The 18,737-nt window shown below is 39.7% G+C and carries 18 protein-coding genes; 15 read left to right on the top strand and 3 right to left on the bottom strand.

Translation table 11 applies throughout. The features are described 5' to 3' along the window. The first annotated feature begins 66 nt into the window (after nucleotides 1-66). Genes ACGHIY_RS02810 through ACGHIY_RS02835 form a run of 6 tightly spaced genes read left to right on the top strand, consistent with a single transcriptional unit; the run spans nucleotide 67 to nucleotide 8,279 of the window. On the top strand, nucleotides 67-1,017 hold the full coding sequence (locus ACGHIY_RS02810) for an aspartate carbamoyltransferase catalytic subunit (protein WP_004698511.1): 951 nt from the start codon (nucleotides 67-69) through the stop codon (nucleotides 1,015-1,017). Then, a complete protein-coding gene (locus ACGHIY_RS02815; RefSeq protein WP_004695537.1) occupies nucleotides 1,001-2,287 on the top strand; it encodes a dihydroorotase in 1,287 nt (428 codons plus the stop codon). The genes ACGHIY_RS02810 and ACGHIY_RS02815 overlap by 17 nt, the downstream gene beginning before the upstream one ends. Further along, nucleotides 2,287-3,354, top strand: coding sequence for a glutamine-hydrolyzing carbamoyl-phosphate synthase small subunit (gene carA, locus ACGHIY_RS02820; RefSeq protein ID WP_221741781.1), 1,068 nt, complete (start codon nucleotides 2,287-2,289; stop codon nucleotides 3,352-3,354). The genes ACGHIY_RS02815 and carA overlap by 1 nt, the downstream gene beginning before the upstream one ends. Nucleotide 3,355: 1 nt before the next feature. Further along, nucleotides 3,356-6,556 carry a carbamoyl-phosphate synthase large subunit gene (gene carB / locus ACGHIY_RS02825; RefSeq protein ID WP_390525659.1) on the top strand — a complete coding sequence of 1,067 codons (3,201 nt, stop codon included), beginning with the start codon at nucleotides 3,356-3,358 and terminating at the stop codon, nucleotides 6,554-6,556. Between the two features lie 5 nt (nucleotides 6,557-6,561). Continuing rightward, a complete protein-coding gene (locus ACGHIY_RS02830; RefSeq protein ID WP_024060998.1) occupies nucleotides 6,562-7,329 on the top strand; it encodes a dihydroorotate dehydrogenase electron transfer subunit in 768 nt (255 codons plus the stop codon). Next, nucleotides 7,329-8,279 (top strand): dihydroorotate dehydrogenase, encoded by a 951-nt coding sequence (locus ACGHIY_RS02835; RefSeq protein WP_390525660.1) that lies wholly within the window; start codon nucleotides 7,329-7,331, stop codon nucleotides 8,277-8,279. Before ACGHIY_RS02830 ends, ACGHIY_RS02835 begins: the two co-directional genes overlap by 1 nt. 188 nt (nucleotides 8,280-8,467) lie before the next feature. On the opposite strand, the gene ACGHIY_RS02840 is transcribed toward ACGHIY_RS02835, so the two are convergent. Continuing rightward, complete coding sequence (locus tag ACGHIY_RS02840; RefSeq protein WP_390525661.1) at nucleotides 8,468-9,358, bottom strand: LysR family transcriptional regulator; 891 nt, start codon at nucleotides 9,356-9,358, stop codon at nucleotides 8,468-8,470. Between the two features lie 195 nt (nucleotides 9,359-9,553). Between ACGHIY_RS02840 and ACGHIY_RS02845 the strand changes: the two genes are divergently transcribed. After that, nucleotides 9,554-9,739 carry a hypothetical protein gene (locus ACGHIY_RS02845; protein ID WP_004698441.1) on the top strand — a complete coding sequence of 62 codons (186 nt, stop codon included), beginning with the start codon at nucleotides 9,554-9,556 and terminating at the stop codon, nucleotides 9,737-9,739. A gap of 23 nt (nucleotides 9,740-9,762) precedes the next feature. Here the strand turns inward: ACGHIY_RS02845 and ACGHIY_RS02850 are convergent, their stop codons facing one another. Next, nucleotides 9,763-10,416, bottom strand: coding sequence for a YigZ family protein (locus ACGHIY_RS02850; RefSeq protein WP_004698470.1), 654 nt, complete (start codon nucleotides 10,414-10,416; stop codon nucleotides 9,763-9,765). 407 nt (nucleotides 10,417-10,823) lie between these two features. Here ACGHIY_RS02850 and ACGHIY_RS02855 point away from each other — a divergent pair, with 407 nt between their 5' ends. Together ACGHIY_RS02855 and ACGHIY_RS02860 are read left to right on the top strand one after the other, a co-directional pair. Further along, nucleotides 10,824-12,998: a cation-translocating P-type ATPase gene (locus tag ACGHIY_RS02855; protein ID WP_038150564.1), complete on the top strand. Its 2,175-nt coding sequence runs from the start codon at nucleotides 10,824-10,826 to the stop codon at nucleotides 12,996-12,998. Between the two features lie 207 nt (nucleotides 12,999-13,205). Further along, a complete protein-coding gene (locus ACGHIY_RS02860; RefSeq protein WP_024060993.1) occupies nucleotides 13,206-13,733 on the top strand; it encodes an ECF transporter S component in 528 nt (175 codons plus the stop codon). 194 nt (nucleotides 13,734-13,927) lie between these two features. On the opposite strand, the gene ACGHIY_RS02865 is transcribed toward ACGHIY_RS02860, so the two are convergent. Continuing rightward, a complete protein-coding gene (locus tag ACGHIY_RS02865) occupies nucleotides 13,928-15,253 on the bottom strand; it encodes an FAD-containing oxidoreductase (RefSeq protein ID WP_008603415.1) in 1,326 nt (441 codons plus the stop codon). Between the two features lie 307 nt (nucleotides 15,254-15,560). On the opposite strand from ACGHIY_RS02865, the gene ylxM reads away from it, so the two are divergent. The 6 genes from ylxM to rimM are packed head-to-tail and all read left to right on the top strand — an operon-like array spanning nucleotide 15,561 to nucleotide 18,730. After that, complete coding sequence (gene ylxM, locus ACGHIY_RS02870; RefSeq protein WP_390525662.1) at nucleotides 15,561-15,896, top strand: YlxM family DNA-binding protein; 336 nt, start codon at nucleotides 15,561-15,563, stop codon at nucleotides 15,894-15,896. Continuing rightward, nucleotides 15,886-17,238: a signal recognition particle protein gene (ffh, locus tag ACGHIY_RS02875; RefSeq protein ID WP_390525663.1), complete on the top strand. Its 1,353-nt coding sequence runs from the start codon at nucleotides 15,886-15,888 to the stop codon at nucleotides 17,236-17,238. The genes ylxM and ffh overlap by 11 nt, the downstream gene beginning before the upstream one ends. 60 nt (nucleotides 17,239-17,298) lie before the next feature. Then, entirely contained in the window at nucleotides 17,299-17,562 is a 264-nt protein-coding gene (gene rpsP / locus ACGHIY_RS02880) for a 30S ribosomal protein S16 (protein WP_004695565.1), read from the top strand. A gap of 21 nt (nucleotides 17,563-17,583) precedes the next feature. After that, nucleotides 17,584-17,811, top strand: coding sequence for a KH domain-containing protein (locus tag ACGHIY_RS02885; protein WP_004695567.1), 228 nt, complete (start codon nucleotides 17,584-17,586; stop codon nucleotides 17,809-17,811). A 14-nt stretch (nucleotides 17,812-17,825) separates the two neighbouring features. Next, the gene (locus ACGHIY_RS02890; RefSeq protein ID WP_390525664.1) at nucleotides 17,826-18,233 is read left to right on the top strand and encodes a YlqD family protein; all 408 of its coding nucleotides are present in this window, start codon (nucleotides 17,826-17,828) and stop codon (nucleotides 18,231-18,233) included. Next, nucleotides 18,233-18,730 (top strand): ribosome maturation factor RimM, encoded by a 498-nt coding sequence (gene rimM / locus ACGHIY_RS02895; protein ID WP_390525665.1) that lies wholly within the window; start codon nucleotides 18,233-18,235, stop codon nucleotides 18,728-18,730. Before ACGHIY_RS02890 ends, rimM begins: the two co-directional genes overlap by 1 nt. Nucleotides 18,731-18,737: the final 7 nt, after the last annotated feature.

Consider the following 18,737-nt stretch of genomic DNA (forward strand, 5'->3'; position numbering starts at 1 on the left):
TGCAAACTATTTGACCTTTTGCCCTGGGCAAAAGGTCTTTTTTGTTACGTGAGTTAGGAGGAAATCATGGGACAAGTTAGCCTAAAAGGCAAAGATTTATTGGGTTTGCAAAATGTGTCACCTGAAGAAATCAAATTGATTTTAGATGTGGCAAAGAAAATGAAGAAAATCGTTCTTTCTGATGACAAGAAGGTTCCACTATTAAAGGGGAAATCCATTATCAACCTTTTTATGGAACCAAGTACTCGTACCCGTAGTTCCTTTGAGTTAGCCGGCAAATACTTAGGGGCTGACGTGATCAATCTTTCTCCTAGTGGATCTTCCATGGGTAAAGGTGAAAGCTTCCGCGATACATTGTTAACTATGTCCTACATGGGCACAGATGCTATCGTAATGCGACACAGCGCAGAAGGTGCACCTTTATATGCTACGAAAGCCGTAGATCCTATTATCATTAACGCAGGCGATGGCGCTCATGAGCATCCAACACAAGCATTACTAGATATGTATTCTATCTTAGAGAAAAAGAAATCTATTGAAGGCCTAAAGGTGGTTATCCTTGGGGATATAATGCATAGTCGCGTAGCACGCTCCAACATTTATGGCCTTACAAAAATGGGGGCTGATGTACATCTAGCTGGTCCTCGTACAATGGTATATCCAGAATTTGAAAAATTAGGTGTTACCGTACACCATGATATTCGTGAAGCAGTGGCTGATGCAGATGTAGTTAACGTACTTCGCATTCAATTAGAACGCATTCATTCTGCATTGTATCCTACAAATAGAGAATATGCTCGTATCTTTGGTATTAACAATGATATATTAAAATTAGCTAAAGATGATGTAATGGTAATGCATCCAGGTCCTATGAACCGCGGCCTTGAAATTGCACCAGATGTAGCATATTCTGATCAATCCGTAATTCAAGAACAGGTACGTAATGGCGTAGCTGTACGTATGGCTGTATTGTACTTAACTATTATCGGAGGTGACGGTAGTGAGCTTGCTTATTAAAAATGGTACGGTAGTTAATCCGGCAAAAAAACAAAACGAAGTAGCAGATGTTCTCGTAAAAGATGGTAAAATTGCAGCCATCGGTCAAAACTTGAGTGCTGAAGGTGCTGAAGTTTATGATGCAACAGGGCTTATCGTAGCACCTGGTCTTATCGATATTCACACACATTTGCGCGAACCAGGCCAAGAAGCTAAAGAAGATTTCCACTCTGGTACACAAGCGGCTGCTGCAGGTGGTTTCACACGTGTTGTCACTATGGCTAATACTAACCCAGTTGTAGATAATGCTGCACTTGTAAGAGGTTTACAAAAACAGGCTGAACTCACTGGCGTTGTGAAAGTAGAATTTATTGGCGCTGTATCAAAAGGCCTAGAAGGTAAGGAACTTGCTGAAATGGGCGATATGGCAGAAGCTGGTGTAGTAGCATTCTCCGATGATGGTCACTATGTAGAAAATGCTGCATTTATGCGTCGTGCCTTAGAATACTCCTCCATGTTTAATAAGATGGTTATCGACCATGCAGAAGATATTACATTGACTAAAAATGGACATATGCATGAAGGTATTGTTTCTTATGAATTAGGTGTTATTGGTCGTCCTGCAGTAGCTGAAGATTTGGCTGTTGCTCGTGATATCTTGTTATCTGAAATGACAGGTGGTCATATCCATATCGCCCACGTAAGTAGTAAAAATACTGTAGATATGGTGCGCCGTGCGAAGGCTAAAGGCCTTAATGTAACATGTGAAGTTACAAGCCAACATTTATCTTTCACAGATGAATACCTACGCGAATATAACCCAGCATTCAAAATGGCTCCTCCAATTCGCTCTGAAGATCATCGCCAAGCATTATTAGAAGGCTTGAAAGATGGTACAATCGATGCGATTATTACAGACCATGCACCACATGCATATGAAGAAAAAGACCATGAATTCTGCTGTGCACCAAATGGTTTCAGTGGCCTCGAAACATCTTTGGCGGCGGTTATTACCAATGCATATGGTCCTGATAAACTAAGCATCGATCAAGTTGTGTACTATATGAGTACTCGACCAGCTGAGTTGATGCACCTTGATGCAGGTGTTCTTGAAGTTGGCAAGCCAGCAGATATTACCGTATTCTCCACGACTGAAGAATGGACAGTAGATCGAAATAAATTCTATACAAAAGGTAAAGTTAGCCCATTTGATGGTATGACTGTTACAGGTAAAGCTAAACTCACAGTAGTTGATGGCAAAATTGTTATGAAGGAGGGCGTAGTCTTATAATGAAAGGCAAGTTAGTTCTTGAAGATGGTTCCGTGTTTGAAGGTTCCTTATTAGGTGGCGCCCCAACGGTTGGCGAAGTTGTATTTAACACAGGTATGACAGGGTATCAAGAAATCTTGACTGATCCATCCTATGCGGATCAAATTATTACATTAACCTATCCTTTAATTGGTAATTATGGTACTTTAAATTCTATTACTCAAGGCCCTAAACCATATTGTAAAGGTTTTATTGTAGGTGAACTGTGTGACTTTCCATCTAACTGGCAAAATGAAGGCCTATTTAGTGAGTATCTTCGTTTGCACGGCATCCCTTGCCTTTATGATGTAGATACACGTGCAATAACACGTGTTCTTCGTAACCATGGTGTAATGAAGGGCGTACTCGTACGCTCTGATTACCCTATGGAGGATATTCAAAAATTGTTTAAACAAGACTTGCCAACAGATCAAGTTATGCGTGTAACTACAAAATGGCAAGGTATGCGTGGAGATAAAAATGCTGAATTCCACGTAGCGGTAATGGATTATGGTGTAAAGGAAAATATCCTTCGCTCTCTAGAAGCTGCAGGCTGTCGTCTTACTGTATTTCCTGCAGATGCTAAAGCCGAAGATGTGTTGGAAGCAAATCCAGATGGTATCTTTTTATCTAATGGCCCTGGAGATCCTCAAGATCTTGGCTATGCAGTAGAAGAAGTAAAGAAAATGTTTGGTAAGAAACCAATCTTTGGCATCTGTATGGGGCATCAAGTATTGGCACAAGCTTATGGTGGCACTACATTCAAATTGAAATTTGGTCACCGTGGTTCTAACCATCCTGTACAAGATTTACGTACTGGTCGGGTATATATTACATCTCAAAATCATGGCTATGCGGTAGATGATACTTCTTTGCCAGCTTTTGTAGAAATTACACATCGTAGTGTAAATGATGGCACCGTAGAAGGTATGCGTCATAAAGAATTGCCAATCTTCTCCGTACAATACCATCCAGAAGCATCCCCAGGACCTACTGATAACCTATATTTATTTGACGAATTTGAAGACTTAATGAGAAAGGGAAAATAATATGACCTCAGAAGCAAAAAAAGTACTTGTAATTGGTTCTGGTCCAATTATTATCGGCCAAGCTGCAGAGTTTGACTATGCTGGCACACAAGCATGCCGTTCCCTTCGAGAAGAGGGTTATAAAGTAGTATTGGTTAACTCTAACCCTGCTACTATTATGACTGATACAGATATTGCAGACCGCGTATATGTAGAACCGATTAGTCTTGAATTCGTAACAGAAGTTATAAAAAAAGAACGCCCTTGGGGCTTGTTGGCTACATTAGGTGGTCAAGTAGGTCTTAATATGGCCGTACAATTGTCTGAAGCTGGCGTATTAGAAGAATATGGTGTAAAACTTCTTGGTACAACTCTTGAAGCCATTAAACAAGCGGAAGACCGTGAGCTTTTCAAAGAAGCGATGAAGGAAATCAACCAACCGGTTCCTGAATCCGATATCTTTAACGATCTTGAAGAAGCAGTAGCCTTTGCTAATCATATTGGGTATCCTATTATCATCCGTCCTGCATACACATTAGGCGGTACTGGTGGAGGTATTGCCCATAATGAAGATGAAATGTATGAAATCACACGTCGTGGTTTGAAACTTTCACCAATTCACCAAATTCTAGCAGAACGTTCCGTTGCAGGCTGGAAAGAGATTGAATACGAAGTAATGCGCGATAGTGCAGATAACTGCATCATCGTATGTAATATGGAAAATATTGACCCTGTTGGTGTGCATACTGGTGATTCTATCGTTGTGGCACCAAGCCAAACCTTGAACGATATTCAATACCAAATGCTGCGTACCGCATCTGTAGAGATTATCCGTTATTTAAAAATCGAAGGCGGTTGTAACGTACAATACGCTTTGAATCCAAATAGCAACGAATATATTGTTATCGAAGTAAACCCTCGCGTATCTCGTTCCTCTGCATTGGCATCTAAGGCAACTGGGTACCCAATTGCGAAAGTAGCAGCAAAAATTGCAGTAGGCATGACATTGGATCAAATTACAAATGCTGTAACCGGTGAAACTAAAGCATGCTTTGAGCCGACTCTTGACTATGTAGTAACTAAGTTTCCACGCTGGCCTTTTGAAAAATTCAACTTGGCAGATCGTACCTTGGGCACACAAATGAAAGCCACTGGCGAAGTTATGGCCATCGACCGTTCTTTGGAAGGCTCCTTACTTAAAGCAATTCGTTCCTTGGAAATTGGTTTAGACCATATTGAGCTTAAGAAAATCGCTCATGAGTCTATGGAACAATTGATCGAACGTTTACATTTAGTAGATGATGAACGTATCTATGTTGTGGCAGAAGCTCTTCGCAAGGGGATTAGTGTAGAAAAAATCCACTATATTACAAAAATTGATACATTCTTTATTGAAAAAATCAAAAACATTGTTAATGTAGAAAAAGCATTGGCTGAACAGGGCTTAACAGAAGATGTATTGCGCAAAGCAAAACGCTATTCCTTCACCGATTCTGTTATTGCTCGCTATGCTAATACAACTGTAGAAGAAGTTCGCGCAAAACGTAAAGAATGGAACATTCTACCAACATATAAATACGTAGATACATGTGCGGCAGAATTTGAATCTAAAACGCCGTACTATTATAGTGCCTATGCGCAAGAAGATGAAGTTAAACCACTAGGTGAAAAATCTGTAGTAGTACTTGGTTCTGGGCCAATTCGCATTGGTCAAGGCGTAGAGTTTGACTATTGTTCCGTACACTCATCTTGGGCACTCCGTAAAGCGGGTTACCAATCCATTATGATTAATAACAACCCAGAAACAGTTTCTACAGACTTTGATATTTCTGATTCTTTATACTTTGAGCCATTGACTGTGGACGATGTTATGGAAATCATTGATAAAGAACAGCCAGTTGGCGTTATCGCTCAATTCGGTGGACAAACAGCGATTAACTTGGCAGGCCCATTGGCTAAGCGCGGTGTAAAAATTCTTGGTACATCCGTGGATAGCATCGATATGGCAGAAGACCGTGAACGCTTTGATGAATTGTTGGCGAAACTTGGCATTCCTCGTCCAGTAGGTGCTCTGGTAACCTCTGATGAAGAAGCACAAGAAGCAGCTAAAAAGTTAAAATACCCATTAATTGTTCGTCCTTCTTATGTATTGGGCGGCCGTGCGATGGAAATCGTATACAATGATAAAGAGCTCGATGTATACATGAAGGAAGCAGTAGTAGCATCTAAGGAGCATCCTGTTCTTATCGACCGTTACATGGTTGGTATGGAGGTAGAGGTTGATGCTATTTCCGACGGTACTGATGTATGTATCCCTGGTATTATGGAACAAATCGAACGTGCCGGTGTTCACTCTGGTGACTCCATGGCCGTTTACCCAGCTCAACACTTGAGTCAAGAATTGATTGATCAAATTGTTGATTATACACGTCGTATTGCAGTAGGTCTTAATGTTAAAGGTGTACTTAACATTCAATATATCGTGGCTGACGGTGAACTTAACGTAATCGAAGTTAATCCTCGTTCTAGTCGTACCGTACCATTCATTTCAAAGGTTACAGGTATTAATATGGTAGAATGTGCAACACGTATTGCCCTTGGTGAAAGCTTAAAAGACTTAGGCTTGCCACTTGGTCTTGTACCTAATAAACCTTATGTAGCTGTAAAAGCACCTGTATTCTCCTTCTCCAAAATGGGGCTTGTAGAAATCGCTCTTGGACCTGAAATGAAATCTACTGGCGAAGTTATGGGGATTGGCCGCACCTATTCTGAAGCTTTATTCAAAGCTATCAATGGTGCGAACATGCGTATTCCAGAGGATGGTACAATTCTCATGACAGTAGCAGACCGTGATAAAGCAGAAGCTTGTGAACTTGCAAAAGGGTTCATCAATCTTGGTTATCATATTGAAGCAACTGGTGGTACAGGTAAATACTTTATCGAACACGGTGTTGATTGTAAGGTGGTTAATAAAATCTCTGAAGGGGATGACAACTGTGCTGACCACATTCGTCAAGACAAGGTCGATCTTGTACTTAATACATTGACTGCAGGTAAACGTCCTGAGCGCGAAGGCTTCCAATTGCGTCGCCTCGCTGTAGAAATGGGTACACCTTGCTTAACAAGTCTTGATACAGCACGGGAAGTATTGCGTGTTGTGGCGAATCGTAAAGATGATGCTAACTACACTGTAGAAGCGTTACAAGATTTTGAATTGGAGTAATAACCATGAGTGGCTATGTAGAACAGGGCGAAGTCGTTCGCAATGAGCAAATAGGCTCTGATGTGTGGATTATGGATATTCACGCACCAAAACAAGCAGCAGAAGCAAAGGTAGGACAGTTTTGTAATGTTCGCGTAGCGGACTCTACGGCGCCATTATTGCGTCGTCCTATTAGCTATGCTGGATTTGATGCCCGAAAGGGTACGATTACCCTTTTGTATCGCGTCGTAGGTAAGGGGACTGAAATTATGACACGTCTCGTGCCTGGCGATACATTAGATTGTTTAGGCCCTTTGGGCGAACCGTTTGTAACATCTAATAATATGCTTCTCATTGGCGGTGGCGTTGGTATTGCGCCGATGCTATGCATCGCGTCGCATTTGCAAAAAGGTGAAGAAGCACAAGTTATTCTTGGTTTTAGAAATGAAAGCGAAACCTTCTGGGCAGATTTATTTAAAGATACACCTGTTACAGTACATATCACTACTGATGATGGTAGTGTGGGCACAAAAGGGTTCCCTACGGCTATTATGCCTGACCTAATTAATGCTAATTCCTTTACTTCTGTCATGACTTGTGGTCCTACGCCGATGATGAAAGGTGTAGCTCAAGTGGCTAAAGAACTCAATGTGCCTTGCCAAGTTTCTCTTGAGGAGCGCATGGGCTGTGGTACTGGAGGTTGTTTAGGCTGTGCTTGTGATGGTGCAGAAGGTAAACGCTATAAGGTTTGTAAGGATGGTCCTGTATTCCCAGCTGAGGAGGTGTTCTTTTAATGCATGAACGCGATTTAAATAACACCGTTACGCCAAATCCAAAGCTTGCTATTGATTATTGCGGTATTAAGATGAAAAATCCTATTATCGCTGCATCTGGCACCTTTGGTAATGGCCCTGAGTATGCAGGCTACCTTGATCTAAGTAATGAAGTAGGTGCTATTTCTGTAAAAGGTTTAACACCAAAAGGACGTCATGGCAATCCTGGTACTCGTATTGCAGAAACTCCATCTGGTGTATTGAACTGTATTGGCCTTGAAAATCCTGGAGCTGAACATTTTGTTAGAGAAATTCTACCAGAGCTTAAGAAATATGATGTACCATTGCTAGCGAATATGTCTGCTGGTACGATAGATGAATTTGCATGGATGGCAGAGACATTATCTGTAGTTGGCATTGCAGGATTAGAAGTCAACGTATCTTGCCCAAATGTGGAATGTGAAGGCATGGCTTTTGGTGTAGATCCAAAGGTCGTTGAATCGGTAACTAAAGCGGTTCGTAAGGTAACGGATAAACCTGTTATCGTTAAGCTTTCACCAAATGTAACAGACATTGTAGAAATCGCAAAGGCTGTTGAAGCAGGCGGTGGTAATGGAGTAAGTCTAATTAATACCTTGTTGGGCATGACTATAGATATTCATCGTTGCAAGCCTGTATTGGGGAACACTTATGGTGGATTATCTGGCCCAGCCGTAAAGCCCGTGGCTCTTCGCATGGTGCACCAAGTTTATAAAGGGGTAACTATTCCTATTATTGGACTTGGTGGTATCATGACTGGCACAGATGCTATCGAATTTATGATGGCAGGGGCGCAAGCCGTTCAAGTTGGTACGGCTACGATGGTAGATCCAACAGCAATTTCACGTATTGCCCGTGAAATGAGCGAATATGTAGAACAATATAATCTTAACAGCATCACTGATATTGTAGGTGCTGTTCATCAAGTATAACAGAATCATATATACGGCGAGCTTAAACAACCATAAGAATTGTCGTTATATAGGATATGATACAAAAAGACCTAGCACATTCAGTACTAGGTCTTTTCTTATGTATTGAATTGAGGTCTATAATTACATAGATGCCAATTATATAGACTGTTAATGTCATAGTATGGTAATAATATGTATAATTATGATTATACATATGCTTTGTAGAAGTCAATAAATTGTTGTGCTACTGGGGAAAGTGCATGGCCTTTAAGCGCGATAAAAGCTTTTTTGAAATCCCCCGAGAATTCTGGCAATTTGATGCGGGCCATTTTGCGATGATTGATGAGTTCCTTAGCGTCCATTGGGACTAAAGAAACTGTACGACCAGAAGAGGCCCATTCAATAGCTGAGCTTTTAGTTGTGGTGATAGCTACCGCATTAAGTTGATCCATATCTGTTAAGCTAGATTGCATAATCATTCGGACAGAGCCACCAGAAAGGGAAAGGGGACATTTTTTTATGTCTTCCCACGTGATGGTATCATGCTCACGATCTGTCCAGAATACATCACGGCGGAAAATAGCGTATAAATGCTCTTCTTGGGTAAGCAGAATATCGAATTTATCGATATCTACCATTTGAATATTGGCGATACCTAATTCGGCGCTACCGTTGATGAGTTGGGTCACTACATTTGTCATAAGTCCTTCATAAATTTCAAAATGGACAGATGGATATTTCATGGAAAAAGCTGGTAAATATTGCTGTACGATTGGCGTTGAACGAGATGCAGACGTCGCAATGCGTAAAGTACCTTCAATGCGTGAATTCAATTGTTGTACAGCATTATATGTAGATTCTTCAATAGAGCAAAGTTGTTGTGCTTTTTCATAGAAGATTTTACCAGCATCTGTTAATTGCAAGTTTGATCCTCGTTGGCCGCGTTTAATGTTGATTAATTGAGCCCCAAATTCAGCCTCTAAATATTTCAACTGCTTACTTAACGCTGGTTGTGTAATATGAAGAATCTCTGCGGCCTGTGTCATATTGCCCGTTTGAACAAGGGTAATAAAATTGTGGTAGTAAGATGTATCCATAGAATCTCCCTATTATACACATAATATGATAAATAAAAATTATAACGAACTAAGTAACGGTCATTTCACATTTAATAAAATGCTATATATACTAAATTCAACAAAGTAATAGAAAGTAAATTAAGTTTTAAATTATCTTTCTATACTTATCACAAATTTTGATATATAACAATAGTTAAGAAAGTAGGTACTACTATGGGCGTGGTAAAAAGAACATTAAGTCGAGCAATTCGTAATTGGGAAGCACGTAGATTAATGACGGCTCGTAATAAAATTAGCCGGAAAAAACAATTAGAACGAGTATGGCCTTATCCTATGACTAAGGAAAAACGTCGTGAACTCGGTCAAGGTATAGCCGGTTTAGTTAATAACGGCAATTAAAAGTTTGGAATCTACTAACTAGATTATTTATCTAGTGGTAGTACCACCTCAATAGAATCTAATACATTACAAGTAGCAGCTCCATGACTTATGTCTTGGAGCTCTTTTTGTATGCGCTCTACATCAGTAGGTGGTATTAGGATTGTTATGTCTACATATTCACCAAAGCTTGCTTCATAGTGTAATTTTTCATCCTGTACATATCTTTCTACTGCTCCATACAGTGAATAGTCAATCTTTGCTTGTAGCCGAGTTCGTGTTGTATGTAGTTCTTTAGGCGCAAGACGTAAGGTTTCCGCAACGGAGTGTGAATAGGCCCGAATCAAGCCACCAGCGCCCAATTTAATGCCTCCAAAATAACGTGTTACGACGACGGCTACATTGGTAATACCAGTCTTTTTGAGTACTTCTAGCATTGGTTTACCTGCTGTGCCTGATGGTTCTCCATTATCGGAAGATCGTTGTTGTTCTTGCTGTGGGCCTAATGTATAGGCTGTGCAGTTATGGCGCGCATCCCAGAATTCTTTATTGATGCGGCTTATAAAGGTTTGGGCTTCCTCTTCAGTCTTGCAAGGATATACTGTTGTTATAAACCGTGATTTTTCAACAACATATTCATGGCGAAATTCCTTTGCTACCGAAGTAAATTCCACTGTAGGGCTTACTGATTCAGACATATATTCACCTCCTTTGGAATCAAAGTTTATGTTTATTCATCATCACTTTATTATAATCTATTTATGAAGGCTATGTATAGGTAAAAGCGGTTAATTCCCTTATAAAAAAGAAATAGCCTCTATATTTGGTAGGATATTGACGTAATGAGAATTTATGTTATTATTAAATGTAGATATATGAGTAGTTAGTCATGTAATATGTTCATATATTGAAGTTTTAAAATATATTGAAACATTCTTAGTGAACTTGTTTATGGCTATTTTATTTACAATAGGATATATAGCTTTTTATAGATAGATGTTTAGACATATATTTAAGTACATAAATACAAAATATAGTACGAATTTGTAATAATATAGTAAGTTGTAAGATAAGATATATCTACAGAGTAGAAAGGCCTGTGAATATGAGCGTAAAAAAACAAGAATTTGATATTACAGGTATGCACTGTGCAGCCTGTGTAAAACGTGTTGAAAACGTTGTTTCTAAAGTTGATGGCGTAGAATCTGTTAAGGTCAACCTCTTAACTAGAAAGGGGAGCGTTGAATATAAAGATGGCGCTACTATAGATTCACAACAGATTATTGATGCCATTACAAATATTGGTTTTGGTGCTGCAGAAGCAGACGAAACAAAGCAAGAAATAGAAAAGGTTAACTTAAAACCTCATATTACACGCCTTATTATTGCCGCCTGTATGGCGGTACCGATGATGATTAATATGACCTTACATCGATTTGGTATTCAGGCATTGCCTGTATGGGTAGAGTTTGTTCTTGCTACTATTGCTCAGTTCGGTCCTGGTCTCATGTTCTATAAGAGCGCCTGGAGTGCAGTGAAAAATGGGGCGCTTACGATGGATGTGCTCGTTGTAATGGGCACGACGGTAGCTTATCTATTCAGTATCTATAACTGGCAATTTCACCCTGAATTAGGCCCTCATGGAATATATTTTGAAACCTCTGCGTGGCTCATTACTTTTATCCTTCTTGGTAAACTCTTAGAAGAGATTGCAAAAGGGCGTACCTCCGAAGCACTTCAAAAATTGATTGCCTTACAACCTGCAACGGCTCATGTGTTGCGTGATGGAGAATTTATTGATATCCCTACATCTAAGGTGGTAGCCGGTGATATTTTACAAGTTCGTGCAGGTGAAAAGATCCCTGTTGATGGCACGATTACTGAGGGATATTCCACAGTAGATGAGGCTATGCTGACCGGTGAAAGCTTACCGGTAGAAAAACAAGTTGGTTCTGAAGTTATTGGTGCTACTATAAACCTAAGTGGTGCTTTTACCATGGAAGCCAAGCGTATCGGTTCCGATACGATGTTGTCTCAAATTATCAAGGTTGTAGAAGAGGCACAAACCTCCAAGGCTAGTATTCAACGTATTGCAGATATCGTGGCTCAATATTTTGTACCGACCGTTATTGGCCTTGCTGTTTTGACAGGTCTTGTGTGGTACTTCATTATGGGAGATTCTATTAACGTTGCTCTCATTAATGCAACAGCGGTACTGGTTATCGCATGTCCTTGTGCGCTTGGCCTTGCTACACCAACATCTATCATGGTTGGGTCTGGACTTGGTGCGGAACACGGTGTGCTCATCAAGAGTGCAGAATATCTTGAAAAAGCGGGTAAACTCGATGCCATTGTTATGGATAAAACCGGTACCCTTACACAGGGTGTATTGGATGTGACGGCTTTTAAAAATTATAATGGTGATGAAAGTACTAATATGTCTATTATGATGGCTCTTGAAAGTGGTACATCTCATCCGATTGCAAAGGCCATGGTTTACTATGGTGAAGATCATGGCTATAAAGGTAAAGCTGTTGAACTTGAAAGTTTTGCTGATGTACCAGGTAAAGGGTTACAAGGTGCATACCAAGGCGTATCCGTACAACTTGGGCACAGTCGTTGGATGAATGAACTAGGTTATGATTTAACGGCGGTTCAAGAAGATATTTTACGCTTTGAAGAACAAGGTGCTTCCGTATCTGTTCTAGCTGTAGATGGCGTTGTTAGTGCTTTGTGGGCTGTAGAAGACGAATTACGTCCAGAAACTATCGAGGTTGTAAAAGAGTTACATGCTCAAGGTATTGATGTATGGATGCTTACTGGTGATAATCGTCGAACTGCTCAATATATTGCTAAACAAGCGGGTATCTCTCATGTTATAGCTGAAGTATTGCCTCAAGATAAGGCTAGCAAGGTAAAAGAATTGCAAGATAAAGGTCTTGTAGTGGGGATGGTTGGTGACGGTATCAATGATGCTCCGGCTCTTGTTACAGCAGATATTGGTTTTGCCATCGGTAGTGGTACCGATATTGCGGTAGAGGCGGCGGATATCGTTCTTGTACGAAATGATTTACATACCTTGGTACAAGCAGTACGACTTAGCCGTAAGACAATGACCAACATTAAACAAAACCTATTCTGGGCATTGATCTTTAACTGTATTGGCATTCCTTTGGCCGCTATTGGTGCGTTAAATCCTATGATTGCTGGTACAGCGATGGCATTTAGCTCTGTTACAGTTGTAAGTAATTCACTTCGTTTGAAACGAGCTAAAATTTAAGATTATACATATAATTGAATACTATAAAGCACCTATACAGAGGTATAGGTGCTTTATTATATCTACAGACATATAGCTAAGTATATATTTATATCTTGTATTGAGACGTGAAATGGATATTTAATTCCTATGATAATGGTGTTTTTAGACGGCTTATGATTTGTTATACTGAATATAGTGATTGATTTAAAAGAGAGGTTCATGATTATGAAATTAAGTACTCGAGACATTGTCTATATTGGTTTTATTGCCGCGTTATGTGCAGTGGCTACTACAATTCGCATTGAAATACCAGGTGGCGCTATGGTTCATTTAGGATCTGCTGCACTCTTTACAACATCTATCCTCTTTGGTGGATTATATGGCGGCTTAGGTGCGGCAATTGGATCTGCACTATTTGATCTCTTTGGTGGTCATACGCAGTATATCGTATTCTCTTTCTTTATTAAAGGCATTGCAGGACTTATCGTAGGTGGTATGACTGCAGGCTATTTGCCACCCTCTATTACAAAACCAACGGCATCCTTTGGTCGTATTTTAGTAGCCCTTATTATTGGTGCTATTTGGACAGCTTTAGGCTACTTCCTTGCGTGGTGGTTCGTTCTTGAAAGTGCGGTCGTTGCGGCTAGCAAAATTCAATACTCCTTGATTACAAGTGCCGCAGGCATTGTAGTAGCGATTATATTAACACCTAAATTACAAACGATAGTACGCAGATTGTTTACTAAAAATTAATTTATATAATGTTTTAGGCAGATAATGGTAAAATATCTATAATAATCTAATATATTTATAATGACCTAATACACTTATATAACTGCCTTTTCAATACATACAAAAGCCTTTAGATGCTAAATTAGTTTAGCGTCTAAAGGCTTTTGTGTTAGGTTATTATTTTATAGTTAGTGCTTGTATTAGCTATTAAGCTATTAGAAATTACAAAGATCGTTTAAATTTTCTGCCATTGTAGGGTGTGTGAAGATTTGATTTTTGAAATATGTATATGGAATGTTATTATCCATAGCCATTTTAATTAAGTTGATCAATTCTTCTGCGCCTTGGGAATAGAGTGTTGCGCCCAGGATTAAGTCGTTATCCGCATCTACAACAATTTTAAAAGCACCTTTTAAATAGTCGTTTACATGTGCTCTAGGCATGGTAGCTACGAGCATTTCTTTCGTTTTAACAGTATATCCTTGGTTGATTGCATCTTCTTCTGTAAGACCTACACGAGAAAGTGGAGGTGTTAAGAAGGTAGTATAAGGTATATTTTTACGATCTTTTAAGGTATACTGGCCGTTGCCTGTAAGTGTGCCAAATACGATACGGAAGTCATCAAGAGATACATATGTGAATTGAGGTCCACCGTTTACATCGCCGACTGCGTATACACCAGGAACGGAGCTTTCACAAGTATCATTAACTACAATGGCACCGCGTTCGTTAGTAACGATGTCCGTATGTTCTAAACCGATATTAGCTGTATTGGCTTTGCGCCCTGTAGCGTATAGAACAGCATCAAATGTATAGTTTTGATTATTAGCTTTGATAACTGGTTTGTTGTCATCATTGGATACAGAGTCTAATGTTACATTATTAAGAATGGTAATGCCTTGTTCAGTTAAGTACTCAGTAGCTAGCTCTTGAACGATAGGTTCTTCACGTTTTAAGATGCTAGATTCGATGTTGAATACAGTTACCTTAGCACCAAGTTTTGCATATAGACTTGCAAATTCAAGACCGATAGGACCAGCGCCGATAACTCCTAATGTACTAGGTTGAGTAGGTAATTGTTGAATTTCTGTACTATTATAGAAACCTGTAGCTGTATCAATGCCAGAAATATTAGGTTTAATCGCTACAGCACCAGTGTTTATAACGATAGTGTCAGCAGATAATATAATCTTATCCTTGCCAGCGGTAACAGCGATTTCTTTATTGCTAATAAATGCACCATGCCCAGTATAGACATCGACATGTTCATTTGTATCTAACATACCGAAGTTTTTATTGCGTAAGCGAGATGTAACAACTTCACGTTGATTTAATACTTGATCGTATGATAAGCCTTTTGATGCGGCAATGATCATCGTTTTAGTAGGAATACATGCGATATTAATACATGTACCACCGTACATTAGTGGATTTTCTTCAATCATGGCTACTGATTTGCCCATAGAGCCAAATTTTGCGGCTAATGTTTTGCCAGCCTTGCCGAAACCTAAGACGATAATGTCATATTGTTTGGTATTCATATAATACCTCCTGTTTTTTATATTGAAAATATTAGATATTGATATTATAGCATATTATTATAGATATAAAAGTAGAAATTAGAAATAATTATCATTGATTATGAATTAAATTTGTCTAGAATGATTATGTTAAGGTAGTCAATTAGTTTATGATTTTGGTTCAAGGAGATGAGATAGCTTGTATAACTATGATTTATATGTATTATAGTAATGAAGTAAGTGTGTTAAGTATTTCTACTTGACACATCTTTTTTTATAATGTACCATATGTAAAGTAATATGACTTGACAGTGATGGAGGTGGCGAAATGGAAGAACGAGTACTCATAAGTTTGCTCTTAGATTTCTATGGGCCATTGTTGACGGACAAGCAACGCATGTCCTTACAACTTCACCACGAAGATGATATGTCTCTTGGCGAGATCGCTGAGGAATTAGGTGTATCACGACAGGCTGTACACGATAATTTACAGCGTGCTCGACACATTTTAAATGATTACGAATCTAAATTGCACTTGGTGGCACAATATGAACAACAGGAAGGCTTGCTTTCACAGTTGAAAGCAACCTTGCCTAAAGAGGTGTTGGCCGAAACTAAGGTGCAACAAGTATTGGCGCAAATGGAGGGATATTATGGCATTTGATAGCTTGTCAGAAAAACTGCAAGAAGCCTTTCAATCCTTAAAAGGGAAGGGCAAAATTACAGAAGATGATGTCAATCTTGCGTTGCGTCAGGTACGTACGGCTCTATTAGAAGCGGACGTTAACTTTATGGTAGCAAAGGACTTTGTTAAGTCCATTAAGGAAAAGGCCCTTGGTGAAGAGGTGTTCGGTTCCTTGAATCCAGCTCAAACGGTTATTAAAATCGTAAATGATGAGTTAACGGCTCTCTTGGGTGGTACGCAAAGTCGTATCATGATTTCTAGCAAGCCTCCAACTATTATCATGCTCGTTGGTTTGCAAGGTGCTGGTAAAACTACAACGGCTGGTAAACTAGCTGTATACCTACGCAAACAAGGTAAGCGTCCGATGCTCGTAGCTGCCGACGTATATCGCCCAGCTGCGATTACTCAGTTGCAAGTAGTAGGTAAGCAAATTGATATTCCAGTATTTGCGGATGAGACACCGGGTGCCAATCCAGTAGATATTGCGCGTCGTGCCGTAGAGCAAAGCACGCATATGCTGAAAGATGTTGTTATCATCGATACAGCAGGTCGTTTGGCAATTGATGAAGTTCTCATGAATGAGTTATCCAACATTAAAGCTGCTGTTAGACCTCATGAAATTTTACTAGTTGTAGATTCCATGATCGGTCAAGATGCGGTAACTACAGCGCAAACTTTTAATGAAAAATTAGGTGTTGATGGTGTTATCCTTACTAAACTCGATGGTGATGCGCGCGGTGGTGCCGCATTGTCTATCAAAGCTGTAACAGGCTTGCCAATCAAGTTCACTGGTGTGAGCGAAAAAATGGATGGTTTTGATGTATTCTATCCAGACCGCATGGCTTCTCGTATTCTCGACTTGGGCGACTTTAAAACATTGATTGAAAATGTACAAGGCGCTATCGATGAAGAAGAAGCTCGTGAAATGGCTAAGAAAATGGCAAAAAACAATTTCACCTTGGATGACTTCTTAAAACAGATGAATCAGGTGAGAAAGTTAGGGCCATTACAAAATATTATTGGCATGTTGCCAGGTATGGGGCAAGTTAAGGATCAATTAAAAGACCTTGATTTGAATAGTAAAGAGGTGCGTCGTATTGAGGCCATCATTACATCCATGACGGCGGCAGAGCGAGAAAATCCAAGTATTCTTAATGGTTCTCGCCGCAAGCGTATTGCTTTAGGTTCTGGTACACAGGTACAAGATGTAAATCGCTTGTTGAAACAATTTGAAGAAGCGCGGAAGATGATGAAGCGCATGCAAGGTTTACGTGGCGGTAAGGGCGGCTTCCCTGGAATGCCTAAATTACCGTTTATGTAATACATGGGCAGGGGCGCTGAACTTGTCCATTTACATCAGTATAAGGAGGTGAATTTCACAATGTTAAAAATTCGTTTGACTCGTTTAGGTGCTAAAAAAGCTCCTTTCTACCGTATCGTAGTTGCTGACGCACGTGCTCCACGTGAAGGTCGTCCTGTTGACACAATTGGTCAATATGATGCTACTAAACAACCAGCTATCGTTAATGTAGACGAAGAAAAAGCTTTGGCTTGGTTAGCTAAAGGTGCTCAGCCTACTGACACTGTTCGCTCCTTGTTCAAAAAACAAGGCGTTATGCAAAAATTTGCAGACGCTAAAAAGTAATTAATAGAGAGGCATACTGTGATGATAGAATTAATTTCATTAATTGCGAAATCATTAGTGAAGCAGCCTGATGCCGTTTCTGTTACCATGGTCCAAAAGGGGAATGTTGAAGTTTACGAACTTCATGTAGCCCCAGAGGATATGGGCAAAGTCATCGGAAAGCAAGGTAGAATTGCAAAAGCGATTCGATCTGTGGTGAAAGCGGCGGCTATTAAAGAGAACAAAAAGATATCTGTTGATATTGTCTAAAAGGGAGTATTCCAATGGAAGAAATGACATTACGTGTCCCTGTAGCAGTAAAAGCAAAAGTAACAGACGACTTGAAAGCGAAAATTGTATCCGATCTTGAAGCTCGCCTTGATATGGTAAATAAAGATTTGGAAGCAATTGAGTTTCAAGCCCAACGTATTTTGGCTGATGCAGCTAAAGTTGATGCTACAAGTCTTACTGCTATTCGTCAACAAATCGACGAAGAAAAAAATAAACGCTTGGCTTTCAAAGAAGAAGTAACAGCTAAATTGAAGGATGCTAAGGAGTTGTCTTTAGGAACTGAAATTCCTCAAGGTACATTAGAGCAAACAGTTACCGTTAAAATCGGGGATAATTTGGATGCCTTGATGGGCGCTGAAATCCTATTAGAAGACGGTAAGATCGTTGCGTTTCGTCAATAATGAAGCATAACGATTTCATCACAATAGGTGTTATCATCGCCCCGCACGGTGTGCGGGGTGATCTTCGTATTATGCCTCAAACCGATTTTCCAGAACGGTTTATGCATATGGATGCCTGTTACATCGATGGTAAAGAATACCACGTTGCATCCGCACGATTTCACAAGCAATTTGTTTTAGCATCTTTTAAGGAAATTTCTAATCGCAATACGGCTGAACTATTCACTAAGAAAGCAATTCAAGTTCGTCGTGAAGATTTAGTGGAATTGCCAGAAGGTCGTTACTATATTTTTGATATCATTGGTCTTGAGGTACAAGATACTATGGGTAACGTGCTTGGCACAGTTACTGATGTATTACAACCAGGTGCTAATGATGTCTATGTGGTCTCCAAAGATGGGGAACCAGATCAATTATTTGCAGCCATTGAAGAGGTCGTTAAAGATATCAATGTGAAAAATAAATTGATGATCGTAGATCCGCCTGAATGGATATAATCATTTG

The organism is Veillonella parvula (assembly GCF_042850485.1).
In the GTDB taxonomy this organism is placed as follows: domain Bacteria; phylum Bacillota; class Negativicutes; order Veillonellales; family Veillonellaceae; genus Veillonella; species Veillonella parvula_Q.

Excerpts from the sequence above, each read along its gene's own strand:
- ACGHIY_RS02810 (WP_004698511.1), top strand. The coding sequence starts at position 67 with ATGGGACAAGTTAGCCTAAAAGGCAAAGATTTATTGGGTTTGCAAAAT.
- carA (WP_221741781.1), top strand. The coding sequence starts at position 2,287 with ATGAAAGGCAAGTTAGTTCTTGAAGATGGTTCCGTGTTTGAAGGTTCC.
- carB (WP_390525659.1), top strand. The coding sequence starts at position 3,356 with ATGACCTCAGAAGCAAAAAAAGTACTTGTAATTGGTTCTGGTCCAATT.
- ACGHIY_RS02830 (WP_024060998.1), top strand. The coding sequence starts at position 6,562 with ATGAGTGGCTATGTAGAACAGGGCGAAGTCGTTCGCAATGAGCAAATA.
- ACGHIY_RS02835 (WP_390525660.1), top strand. The coding sequence starts at position 7,329 with ATGCATGAACGCGATTTAAATAACACCGTTACGCCAAATCCAAAGCTT.
- ACGHIY_RS02840 (WP_390525661.1), bottom strand. The coding sequence starts at position 9,358 with ATGGATACATCTTACTACCACAATTTTATTACCCTTGTTCAAACGGGC.
- ACGHIY_RS02845 (WP_004698441.1), top strand. The coding sequence starts at position 9,554 with ATGGGCGTGGTAAAAAGAACATTAAGTCGAGCAATTCGTAATTGGGAA.
- ACGHIY_RS02850 (WP_004698470.1), bottom strand. The coding sequence starts at position 10,416 with ATGTCTGAATCAGTAAGCCCTACAGTGGAATTTACTTCGGTAGCAAAG.
- ACGHIY_RS02855 (WP_038150564.1), top strand. The coding sequence starts at position 10,824 with ATGAGCGTAAAAAAACAAGAATTTGATATTACAGGTATGCACTGTGCA.
- ACGHIY_RS02860 (WP_024060993.1), top strand. The coding sequence starts at position 13,206 with ATGAAATTAAGTACTCGAGACATTGTCTATATTGGTTTTATTGCCGCG.
- ACGHIY_RS02865 (WP_008603415.1), bottom strand. The coding sequence starts at position 15,253 with ATGAATACCAAACAATATGACATTATCGTCTTAGGTTTCGGCAAGGCT.
- ylxM (WP_390525662.1), top strand. The coding sequence starts at position 15,561 with ATGGAAGAACGAGTACTCATAAGTTTGCTCTTAGATTTCTATGGGCCA.
- ffh (WP_390525663.1), top strand. The coding sequence starts at position 15,886 with ATGGCATTTGATAGCTTGTCAGAAAAACTGCAAGAAGCCTTTCAATCC.
- rpsP (WP_004695565.1), top strand. The coding sequence starts at position 17,299 with ATGTTAAAAATTCGTTTGACTCGTTTAGGTGCTAAAAAAGCTCCTTTC.
- ACGHIY_RS02885 (WP_004695567.1), top strand. The coding sequence starts at position 17,584 with ATGATAGAATTAATTTCATTAATTGCGAAATCATTAGTGAAGCAGCCT.
- ACGHIY_RS02890 (WP_390525664.1), top strand. The coding sequence starts at position 17,826 with ATGGAAGAAATGACATTACGTGTCCCTGTAGCAGTAAAAGCAAAAGTA.
- rimM (WP_390525665.1), top strand. The coding sequence starts at position 18,233 with ATGAAGCATAACGATTTCATCACAATAGGTGTTATCATCGCCCCGCAC.